This window comes from Rhizobium freirei PRF 81, from assembly GCF_000359745.1.
GTDB lineage: Bacteria > Pseudomonadota > Alphaproteobacteria > Rhizobiales > Rhizobiaceae > Rhizobium > Rhizobium freirei.
This window is the reverse complement of sequence record NZ_AQHN01000048.1, coordinates 1-234: the sequence shown is the minus strand read 5'-3', so window position 1 is coordinate 234 and position 234 is coordinate 1. Positions and strand designations below refer to the sequence as shown.

Below are 234 nucleotides of genomic sequence, written 5' to 3'. Positions count from 1 at the left end.
GACCAAAGGCCGCAAGCGCCATATCATCGTCGATACGCTCGGCCTGATGGTCGGTCTCATGGTGCACAGCGCCGACATCCAGGATCGCGACGGTGCTCCCGATCTCCTGAAATCCATCCGCCACAGGTGGCCATGGTTACTGCATGTCTTCGCCGATGGTGGCTATGCGGGCGATAAGTTGAAGCGGCGACTGAAAAAGATCGGGCGCTGGACGATCGAGATCATCAAGCGCTC

General features: G+C 59.0%; 1 protein-coding gene. It reads left to right on the top strand.

Features of this window, described 5'->3' with window-relative positions; all coding sequences use genetic code 11:
• A partial coding sequence (locus tag RHSP_RS08570) for a transposase (protein ID WP_037150638.1) occupies window positions 1–234 on the top strand: 234 nt, incomplete at both ends.